The following is a 9,051-nucleotide window of genomic DNA, read 5'->3' on the forward strand; positions in this document are numbered from 1 at the left end:
GCATCAGGTCCAGCGCGACGCGCTCCGCGTGCGCGCGCATCAGCGCCCACGTCGGCAGCCGCTTGCCCTGGAGGTCGGCCACGAGCTCGTGCCCGTTTGTGCAGTGGAAGCGGTAAAGCGGTGTCGGCATTGGCCTTCTACCCCGCCCTTCACACCATCTCACCGCTGCGCGCGTGGCCATCGTCGCCATGGTTGAACCGTCGTGACGCATGCTGTTTGTTCCTGATCCGTTCTTGCCGGACCCGGAGCCGCGATGCACCCCCCGCCCCTTGAAGCGACTGTGGAGATCCGGCCGCTATCTCGCCGCGGCGTTCGTGATCGCGGAGTCAGAGCGTAGGTGGACACCCTCGGGGACATCGTAGGCGATCGCGTCGAGGTGGAGTGCCTGTCGTGCCGCCGGCGGGGCGTTTACGCGACAGACGGCCTTGTGGCGCGGTTCGGACCCACGATGCAGCAGCTCGACGCGCTCCGGCACCTGTCGGGCTCGTGCCGGCATCAGTGCCGCCCTGGGTCGCCGCCCGCGCGCAAATACGAGAGCGCGTGTCAGGCCCGGCTCATCCTGCCACTCTCGAAAAAACAGATTGTGCCGACGCCGATCCAGCGCGGCCTGAACGTCGAGGCATGGACGACGTCGGGCTCAATCGAGTGGCGCTTGGCGACGGTGTGGAGCTTCGAGCTCGGCCACCTCGTGCTCGACGCGGCGGCGAAGCTTTACCCGGCGCAGGAGGTCACGCTGCGTCAGGCCTGCCGGGTCATTCCGAAGCGCCAGAAGCCGGAGTGAGGTTTGCCCCGCTCACGCCAGCCGCGCCCACACTTCCGCCGTAAGCAGCAGCAGGCCCCCCGAGCCGATTGGGTGGGGCTGCAAGCGGGGGCGATTTATACAACCTAAAATTGCATGCCTGAAGGTCGAGGCTGGGGCTCGCAAGAGGTGCCTAAACCGAAGCTTCGATGGGCAAAATGGCAGGGCATCGACCTCCAACGGCTGACCATTGCAACCAATTCGAGCCAGTCAATCAATTCTAAGTAGATCGCATCCATGCACGGACTCGCGCAGAAGTTGCTTTTTTTGATCGCGGGCGCATAATCGTGCGATGGCAGGCCGGCCTGCCGTGACCGTTCAGGGTGATCGACGACGGAAAACATCCTGTGCCCGGCGACAGCACGTTTGGACACGCGCCCACCAAACGGCATTCGGAAGGAGACGAACCGTGCAGACCACGACGGACCCCATCGACCTCGCCGCCAAGATCCTCACCGCCTACGTCGCCCACAACCCGGTACCGGCCACGGGGCTGCCGGATCTGATCCGCATGGTCCACGACTCGATCACCGCCCTTGCGACCCCGCAGAAGCCGGTGCTGGCGAAGCCGACCGCTGCGGAGATCCGCAAGTCGATCTCAGCGGACGCCATCATCAGCTTCGAGGGCGGCAAGCCCTACAAGGCGCTGCGCCGGCACCTGACGCTGCGTGGACTGTCGGCCGAGGCCTACCGCACCAAGTGGGGCCTTCCGATCGACTATCCCCTGGTCTCAGCGAGCTACAGCGCGCGCCGCTCGGTGATCTCCCGCACCATCGGGCAGAACCAGCGCCTGCGCTTTCAGCAAGCGGCGGAGTGATCCGAAGGCCTGCTCGACGGTTCCCGCCGACACCGCGCCGGTCTGCGCTAAGCGGGGAGGTGTCGGTCAGCTTTACTGGATCGTTTCAGGCGCTGTCACGAGGCCAACGAGACGGGCGAGCGCCATCAGATCGGCGTCGCCAACCTGCTCACCATCCACCAGCCACAAGCCAAGGTCGTCGCCGGTCGGCTGGACGTCCCAGCCCATCGCGCGGAGGACTTCGGCAGCTTCGTGAAAGGGGTCGTCGCTCACGATGCCGCCGGCCGCGCCAGCAAAATCGCGGTTCGCACCATGCCTTGCCGGAGGGTCTCGGACGCGTCGGGCTCGGCGACCGACCTCCGCGACGGCTCGTAATCCTTCACCGCTGCGGCCGGGTCGACCGTGTGCCCGCTCTCGAACCGGAACAGGCTCACCGTCGCGTCACGCATGAACACGTCGACCGCGGCGTTCACCTCGTCGTCGGTTATGATCTTGGCCTTCAGCAGGTCGCTGGTGATCGTGGTGCTCATTGCCACTGGTCCGAAGAGGCCAACAATCTCAGGCTACTTCACGGCTTCCGGGTGCGGCGAAGGCGTACCGCAATAGGCCTTCGGTATCAGCTGGCATCCATCGTGAACCCGGCGATGCGTGAGCGTGCGCTTCACGACTGCAGCGTACGATCCGGCAACCGCAACGCGCCCATGGCAAGCCAGACAACGCTTCTCAGCCGTACCGTGCTGTCCAACTGCTTCGATCAGGCTGACCGCAATCCAGGCCCCGTCGATTTTCACTTCGCAACGCTTCAGATCGGGCTTAGCCATCCGACTCGTGTGACATGCCGCCTCTCCGTCGGCCAGTGTAGCGCGGCCACGGTCGGAGAAGCTCGTGTTCGCGCGAGCGCCTGCAGAGCGTCACTAGGTCACCTCAAATGGTGCTGGCCGATCGCGAAGGGCTTGTGACCTGGGTCGCGCACCAATCCCAGGCCTGCGTACTCTACGCCGCAAATCCGGTGCTGCGTACGCTTGCGGTTTTATTAGGAGCTGTAATTCTATCTCTGGTTGCATTTGGATCGGAGGAAGGGACGCCCCATGTCCTGCAATTCTGCGGCGCTTAGTGAACCGAAGAGTATAGATGTTATAGTGCTGGTGTTTATCGCTGTGATGATGCCGTACTATGCCATATGTATTATTTTTGTGATATGTGCATTGCCATTTTTGCTTCTATCGGTTCCAATCGAATATATCTTGAAAGATAGACCGCGGGAACACGGAAATGCTGTCGTGTCTCTTATGATGTTATCGATCGCTAGCACAATCTTCATTCCATCAATAGTAGTCTATTTCTACCTCATGTAGGTCGGCTGGCCGTATGTATCATTACTGATAATCTCTGCCGTTGCTGACGGCTATCCGCGTGATGCGCGCCACCCTGCGGCTTTAGCCTCGCCCTCGGTGCAGAACAAACGCTCGCCGGACTTTGCGTCGATCCGGGTCCGGTTGTAATCGCGGGAGCCCGGTAGGTGGTAGACCCGCTCGCCTTTCCGGCTGATGTTGCCCTTGATCGTGCAGCTGCCAGCCACGGCCGGCTCGACGCGCGAGGATGGGGCGGGGATCGGCCCGTCCGGCCCACCGGGTGCTGCGAACCCCATAGACATGCCGCGCTCGCCCCTGCGCCACTCGGACGGGGTCGTGAACGAGCCGGCCCAGATGCCGCGCTTGACCGCTTTCGCGGTCGCCTCGGCCTCGACGTAGTTGGTGGAGTAACGGCGGTAGGCGACGGCGTGGCCTTGGGCGACCATCCATGCGTTCAGATCCTCGGCCCCCTTCCGGCAGACGGCGACGGTGCGGCCATAGCGGTCGGTGTCGCGAGGCTCGCACGCGATCGGTGCCTCTCCAATGCGATCGGACAGGGCCAGGGCTGCGACCTGCCCGCAGCGGTAATCCTTGCCGGCGGCGTCCTGGCAAATTTGCGCACTCTCCGGGGCGTCGATGCCGTGGAGACGAATGCGCGTGCCGTGAATAACGACCGTGTCGCCGTCGGTGACGCTGGCGCGCCCGACGATCAGCTCGGCCGCGGTTGCGTTATCTACGGCGGCCGCGGCGAGCGCGAGAGCGATGGCCACCGAACGCACCTGGGACATAGTAGCGGCCTTGCGTGTTGCGGCGTAGCTCGCCGTGACTGTGGCAGTGCCGCGGGTGGCTATGGCACCCGTTCGCTGAGACCATGCCCGGCGTTGCTTCCGCCGGCTGTGGAACCATCGGCCCCACCAGGAAGAGGGCCACGGTGATGGTAAGGCATGGTAGAAAATGGCGAAACACGAGCGTTCTCCGGTGCCGCCGGAGATTGTCTCGTCGCCGGTTAGGTTGTCTAGGTCGCCGAACCACTGCGCGGCGGTCGCTCAGCCCTTCAGGCAGGTGCTCATGAAGCTCCTGCGCTCGGCGCCCTTCAGGCTTTTGGCTGAGGCATCGACGTTGCAGCTCTTCATCTTCGCCTGCTGCGGTGTCAGCTCCTTCGCCGGCGCTGCAGCCTTGCCGGCGAGACAATCCGACATGAAGCCCTTGCGCGCGCTGCCGGCGAGTTTCTGGGAGCCGGCGTCGGCGTTGCAGCTCTTCATCCGGTCACGTTGTGCGGCCTGCGCCGCGGACGGCGTCTGCGCCACAGCTGGGACGGCGAAGCTAAGTACGATCGGCAGGACAAGGGCGGTCGAGCGCATCGGCATGGTGCTCCGGGACAAGTTGTCCGACGCTAGCAGGGTCGCGGTGCGCCGACGAGCCGATGGGCGATACGATCCACGGTGACGCTGCCGGTGGCGACGAACGACACGCTCGCTCTGATCAAGGCAGCGCGCCTCGGCGTCGCGAAGACCTAGCGCGAGCCCGACACCCGGCCGTGGCGGTTCAGCAAGGCCGGGATCGTCACCACGGACCTCATGCTGCTCGACGCCAGCCCGCGCGCCCTGATCGGGCAGCTCGACCGCGCGCGCTCCGGGCCGCTGATGGCGGCGATCGACGCCTGCAACGCCCGCTTCGGCCGCGGCAGCGTCGTCCCCGCCCGAGCCGGCCTCGTGGAGAAACGCACGTGGGGCACGAAGTTCGAGATGCGGACGCCGCGCTACACGACCCAGGTTAGCGAGTTGCCGATCGCCTACGCCTGAGGCTCGCATCGACGGCCGGGTTGGAAACGAGCCGAAAAGCCAAACGATTTCATGGAGGGGTGCGATAGGGTTGGGAGCGACAACCCATTGACAGATCACGCTTGTGGCCAACCGGGCGAGGCCTCCACGTCACGTCCTCCCATCTACTTTTCCTTGACCCATCCCCGGCGATCGATCGCAGGCGTTGCGCGTCCTCCGGCATCGCGACGCGAAGCCTGAGCCTCGTGGCGCGGCCGCCTCGTGGCCCCGGCGCAACGCTGTTGCCGAGGTTCCATTCGCGCCGCCCGAGGCAGCCCGCGCGAAATGCAAAACATCCACCCGAGGCCCTTGCGCCCCGTACCGACGCTGTGTAGATCACCCCCCGTGATCCCCGATAGCTCAGTTGGTAGAGCAGGCGACTGTTAATCGCCTTGTCGCAGGTTCGAGTCCTGCTCGGGGAGCCATCACTTCTCCAAGCCATTTTTCGGATTGATCTTTTCGCTCCGAACCCCGCACCGGTTCAGGAGGTGCGGAGATAGACATTCGAGCTGCAACCCGCTCGGCGAGTTTCGCTCGGTCGGCTCCGCGCAGGTAGGTCGCGCGCTCGCGGCTCCCCTCAGCCCATCCGAACCAGGCGTTCAATTCGGCCTCCGTGGCGCCCTCCTCCGCCGCGCGCCCGCCTTGCGCAGACCGTGCGCCGCGCCAGCTCGCAGCATCACTCCGAACCGCGGCGCATATTGCGGACCGGGCGGTCATCGCCGCCTTCCTCCAGGACGCGGCGACAACCATGGCCGCTCACCAACCCGCTGTCTCGAACGAGCGCGGGCGCTCGGCGCCACTGGACCGGGCGGCAGCGAGAATTCGCATCGGCGGCCGCCGATGCCCACGGTGGGCCGGAGGCTCGGTTCGATGCCCTGCCACCTCACAGCAGTTGATACGGTCAGGTCGGATCTTCGGTCAGGTCTTTGAACTCGTCCTTGAGGCAAGCATGCACGCGCCTGAGCCATAGTTGAGCTTCAGCCTCTTCAGCCTTGGCGGCCTCTGCCTGCTTCTCTGCAAGCTTCGCCCTGGCTTCCGACAGCCGAGCCAGTTCCTCAGCCCTCTCGGCACGTGCGATGGCCGCGGCCGCTGAAGCTTCGGCAGCCTCGGCGCGCCGTTCGGCCTCTTCGGTCTGCTTGAGGCTACGGCGAATGATCGACTGAGACTGGCGGGACACCTCCTGCGCGAAATCGCGTGCCCGGCGCACGCGGTCTCCAACGTCGCGGATCAGGTCGAGCGCGGCAGGCCAGTCGGTTTCGCCAGGACCGACATCCGCAAGCCGTGGCGGTGAGATGCCCGGCTCCACGAAGAGGGGTACGATCTTGCTGTTGGAAGGCAGCCCGGCCGCCAGCTCGGAGCTGCTGCGCCAAGCATCGTCGGCCGGGATATCACGTCCGGCCGGGCGGACGGTGATTGCAGGACGCTGAGCTGAGTTCGGCATCACGCAGTCCTCTTCACATCCGGCTCAAGGGTGAACTCGCTCGCGATCGTGTCGTAGACGCGTGTGAGCCACTCCTCCGCGATCCGCGCTCGCTCTTCGGCCGCCTTTACCCTCTCGTCGGCCAGCTTCAGCATGGCGTCTGCACGGCTCTGAATTTCAGCGGTGCGCGCCTCAGCGACTCGGACCCGCTCGGCGGCGTTGCGGACATCTTCGCGGACGCGGTCGAGCACCTCCTGGACGCGCAGCTCCTGTTCTTGAGCCTGCGCCTCGACCTCGCGGGCGTGATTGGCCGCATGCCGAACCCGCTCGATCAGCTTCGACCAATCCTGTGGCGAGGAACGACGGGTGGGAGCGCCTCCACCACCGATGTCGTCGAGAGGCCCGACCAACCTCAACACGTTGGCCAGGTGGGTGTCGGTCGAGGAGGTCACATTCGTAGGCGCTTCGAGTTCGGAGGGGCTCTCCCAGGGGTATCGCTTGCTCGGACCCGTCATGACGCTTTCATTTCGCCTGGCTTCGTTCCGGAACCGCCATCCCGGGCTCACGGTGTGAGCATGTCCAAGAAACCTAAAATATACTGATGTGTCTACCTGGCGCGCTTCTTATTGCCTTTAATTGATATCGCTTCCGCGCGGCGGTTCTTTATTGAGAGACCGTTGTGGCGGTTGAAACACAACATGCCGAGGAGCGCTGACATATGTAGCGTCAGATATTCGATAACCTCGGCGCTCAGATCTGCCACCCTTGCCGGAAGCCCGCTCGCTCTCGGGGGTATGGACGCCCGCACGGGCGTCGCACAATCAGCCGCTGGCACCCAACCCCTCGTGCTACCCCGCTACTCCCAGTCGGCGGCCGATCCTTCGGCAGCCCGCTCCAGGAACGTGGCCGGGGCCTTCCAGCCAACCTCCGCGCCGTTCGGATCGCCCCGATCCGGCGGCACGTAGCGACCGCGGTTGTCCTTCAGGCGCCGTCCCTCGCGAGAGGCATCGGCGTGGCTCCGTTGAATGGAGCCCCTACGATCCGGCCGGCGTATGAAAGTCGAAATGGCGTGCGCGGTCAGCGGTCGAAAATAATTTTCGGCAGCCGCTGACGGAATCGGGTTGCGCCTGACCCTGTCGGCCCGTGTACGCACTGGGTCCGCCCAACGTCGGGTCACGAGGGTGCGAGAGCAGGTTGTCGGCTGGAATGTAGGCGGCGGCCCTGCTCGAAGGGGCAAACAGGACCGTCGCAACAGATCGAGCGACCTGCTGGCCGCGGATGCGGCGGCGCCCACGGTGGATCAGATGGGTTGCTGAGGGATGAGCGATGAGACGACGGCTCTGGTCCTGGCGCTCGCGACCGAGAACGCGGAATTGCGCGCGGCGCTCGCCGAGGCTCAGGAACTCTTAATCGAGACCGCCGTCGATGCCGGCGAGATGCATGCCCGTGTCGAGGAATTGCAGATGGAGTTGGCCGTGGCACGTGCGGACCGTGATGCCTGGATGATCCGCGCGAGGCGGCAGGCCTGATGATCGACCCCTACATCTGCCAGCCACGCGATACGGAATTTCGGACCCTGCTGGGAGCGCTCGACGACAACCTGCGGACGCGCACCATCCACAACCTGGCCAGGCTTCGCGTCGATCGCGAGGGCGGCGAGGGTACGTATCGGGACATGCTGGCCCTGATCGCCGCCGGGGGCACCGGCGCGCTCGCGGCCCAGCGTGCCCTGGACCGTGTCCACGAGAGAGCCGAGAGGAACCTCTTGGACGTCCTGGCGGCCTTAGCAGAGGCCAGCGCCACCTGACGGCTCGGGACGGATCTGCCGACCGCGAATGCGGCGCAGACCACAGCCGGCAGATCGATGGCCGCCGAGCTATCCAGACCGCTGTTCCTACCCGATCGACGGGCGCGAGCTGTCGGCCATGGTCCGGTTCCGGCGTGCCGGCGGCGCCTGCGAGGGCTGCGGACGACCGCATGGGCGCATGGTTTCCCACCTGGGCGACGGGCGGTGGCGGAATGCCGAGGTTGGCACCTGGCGTGACGGGAAGGGCAAGAGCCTCACCGCGCTGCCGCCGGAACCACGACCGGCCTGAGTATCAGCGGCGGCGGTCGCCGTTCCGGCGCCGTGCGCTGGGCGACCTATTCGGTGGCACCGAACTGCGCCCACGGGCCAGCCAGACGCCCGACTGCAGCGCCCTCGAAGCGGATCCCTTCGGCAGTCAGTCAGGGTGTGAACTTTGGGGGTAACGCGCGTAGTGCGACCCAGGAAAGCCAGGCCGAGACAGCAGGGCTGTTTGCCCACCAGGGACTTACGTGAAAGCGTGCGGATGGCGGGGCGCGCCTCATGATGCGAGGGCGTGATTGGATCAGAATAGAGGGATTGCAGGTGTGTCTTAGTCGCTACAGCAACTGCGCGGGAAAAGGGTATCTAGCAGTCAACTAGGCACACCGATCGGCACCCGACATATGAACAAGATCCTTACGTCCCTCGCAGCCTTCACGGCTCTCACCGCTGCCGCGTCCGCCGCCGACCTTCCGCGTCGCGCCCCGCCGCCGGTGTTCACCCCGGTTCCGGTGTTCACCTGGACGGGCGCGTACTTCGGTATCAACGCCGGCTACGGCTTCGATGCCAACGACAACCGCGGCGCCACCGTCGTCGGTGTCTCGCCGCAGAACGCGATCTTCGCCGGCCCGGCCGGTGGTAACCGCGCTGGCGTGCTCGCCTTCGGCGGCAGCCGCGGCAACGACGGCTTCACCGGCGGTGGCCAGGTCGGCTACAACTACCAGTTCACCCCGGGCTCGGGCGTCGTGATCGGCATCGAGGCCGACGCGCAGTACGTCGACTTCGGCCAGAACCGCAA

General features: G+C 65.4%; 12 protein-coding genes, 1 tRNA gene and 2 pseudogenes. 7 read left to right on the forward strand and 8 right to left on the reverse strand.

All coding sequences use genetic code 11. The features are described from left to right. Positions 1-211 (reverse strand): DUF6894 family protein (locus MKK64_RS28435; RefSeq protein WP_409567940.1); only part of this gene is annotated, 211 nt, incomplete at its 3' end. 237 nt (positions 212-448) lie between these two features. On the opposite strand from MKK64_RS28435, the gene MKK64_RS12195 reads away from it, so the two are divergent. Together MKK64_RS12195 and MKK64_RS12200 are read left to right on the forward strand one after the other, a co-directional pair. Continuing rightward, entirely contained in the window at positions 449-781 is a 333-nt protein-coding gene (locus MKK64_RS12195) for a hypothetical protein (protein ID WP_243935142.1), read from the forward strand. A gap of 427 nt (positions 782-1,208) precedes the next feature. Continuing rightward, positions 1,209-1,616, forward strand: a complete 408-nt coding sequence (locus MKK64_RS12200; protein WP_243935146.1) for a MucR family transcriptional regulator — start codon at positions 1,209-1,211, stop codon at positions 1,614-1,616. A gap of 72 nt (positions 1,617-1,688) precedes the next feature. Here MKK64_RS12200 and MKK64_RS12205 read toward each other — a convergent pair whose 3' ends face one another. The 5 genes from MKK64_RS12205 to MKK64_RS12225 form a co-directional block, all read right to left on the reverse strand. Then, entirely contained in the window at positions 1,689-1,868 is a 180-nt protein-coding gene (locus tag MKK64_RS12205) for a hypothetical protein (RefSeq protein ID WP_243935147.1), read from the reverse strand. Beyond that, positions 1,865-2,125 (reverse strand): hypothetical protein, encoded by a 261-nt coding sequence (locus MKK64_RS12210; protein ID WP_243935148.1) that lies wholly within the window; start codon positions 2,123-2,125, stop codon positions 1,865-1,867. The genes MKK64_RS12205 and MKK64_RS12210 overlap by 4 nt, the downstream gene beginning before the upstream one ends. Positions 2,126-2,158: 33 nt before the next feature. Next, positions 2,159-2,416 (reverse strand): hypothetical protein, encoded by a 258-nt coding sequence (locus MKK64_RS12215; RefSeq protein WP_243935149.1) that lies wholly within the window; start codon positions 2,414-2,416, stop codon positions 2,159-2,161. A 584-nt stretch (positions 2,417-3,000) separates the two neighbouring features. Beyond that, positions 3,001-3,735: a thermonuclease family protein gene (locus MKK64_RS12220; protein ID WP_409567941.1), complete on the reverse strand. Its 735-nt coding sequence runs from the start codon at positions 3,733-3,735 to the stop codon at positions 3,001-3,003. 258 nt (positions 3,736-3,993) lie between these two features. Continuing rightward, positions 3,994-4,308 carry a PsiF family protein gene (locus tag MKK64_RS12225; protein WP_243935151.1) on the reverse strand — a complete coding sequence of 105 codons (315 nt, stop codon included), beginning with the start codon at positions 4,306-4,308 and terminating at the stop codon, positions 3,994-3,996. Positions 4,309-4,374: 66 nt separating this feature from the next. On the opposite strand from MKK64_RS12225, the pseudogene MKK64_RS12230 reads away from it, so the two are divergent. Next, positions 4,375-4,749: pseudogene (locus MKK64_RS12230) on the forward strand (DUF4113 domain-containing protein); the annotation flags it as partial. Positions 4,750-5,116: 367 nt separating this feature from the next. After that, positions 5,117-5,192 (forward strand) — tRNA-Asn (locus MKK64_RS12235). A gap of 476 nt (positions 5,193-5,668) precedes the next feature. On the opposite strand, the gene MKK64_RS12240 is transcribed toward MKK64_RS12235, so the two are convergent. Further along, positions 5,669-6,208 carry a hypothetical protein gene (locus tag MKK64_RS12240; protein ID WP_243935153.1) on the reverse strand — a complete coding sequence of 180 codons (540 nt, stop codon included), beginning with the start codon at positions 6,206-6,208 and terminating at the stop codon, positions 5,669-5,671. Further along, complete coding sequence (locus tag MKK64_RS12245) at positions 6,208-6,702, reverse strand: hypothetical protein (RefSeq protein ID WP_187274893.1); 495 nt, start codon at positions 6,700-6,702, stop codon at positions 6,208-6,210. Before MKK64_RS12245 ends, MKK64_RS12240 begins: the two co-directional genes overlap by 1 nt. 804 nt (positions 6,703-7,506) lie before the next feature. Here MKK64_RS12245 and MKK64_RS12250 point away from each other — a divergent pair. The 3 genes and pseudogenes from MKK64_RS12250 to MKK64_RS12265 all read left to right on the forward strand — a co-directional run. Continuing rightward, on the forward strand, positions 7,507-7,716 hold the full coding sequence (locus MKK64_RS12250; protein WP_147728420.1) for a hypothetical protein: 210 nt from the start codon (positions 7,507-7,509) through the stop codon (positions 7,714-7,716). Next, a complete protein-coding gene (locus tag MKK64_RS12255; RefSeq protein ID WP_243935155.1) occupies positions 7,716-7,994 on the forward strand; it encodes a hypothetical protein in 279 nt (92 codons plus the stop codon). Before MKK64_RS12250 ends, MKK64_RS12255 begins: the two co-directional genes overlap by 1 nt. A 662-nt stretch (positions 7,995-8,656) precedes the next feature. Next, positions 8,657-9,051: pseudogene (locus MKK64_RS12265) on the forward strand (porin family protein); the annotation flags it as partial.

This window comes from Methylobacterium sp. E-025 (genome assembly GCF_022829705.1).
Taxonomy (GTDB): domain Bacteria; phylum Pseudomonadota; class Alphaproteobacteria; order Rhizobiales; family Beijerinckiaceae; genus Methylobacterium.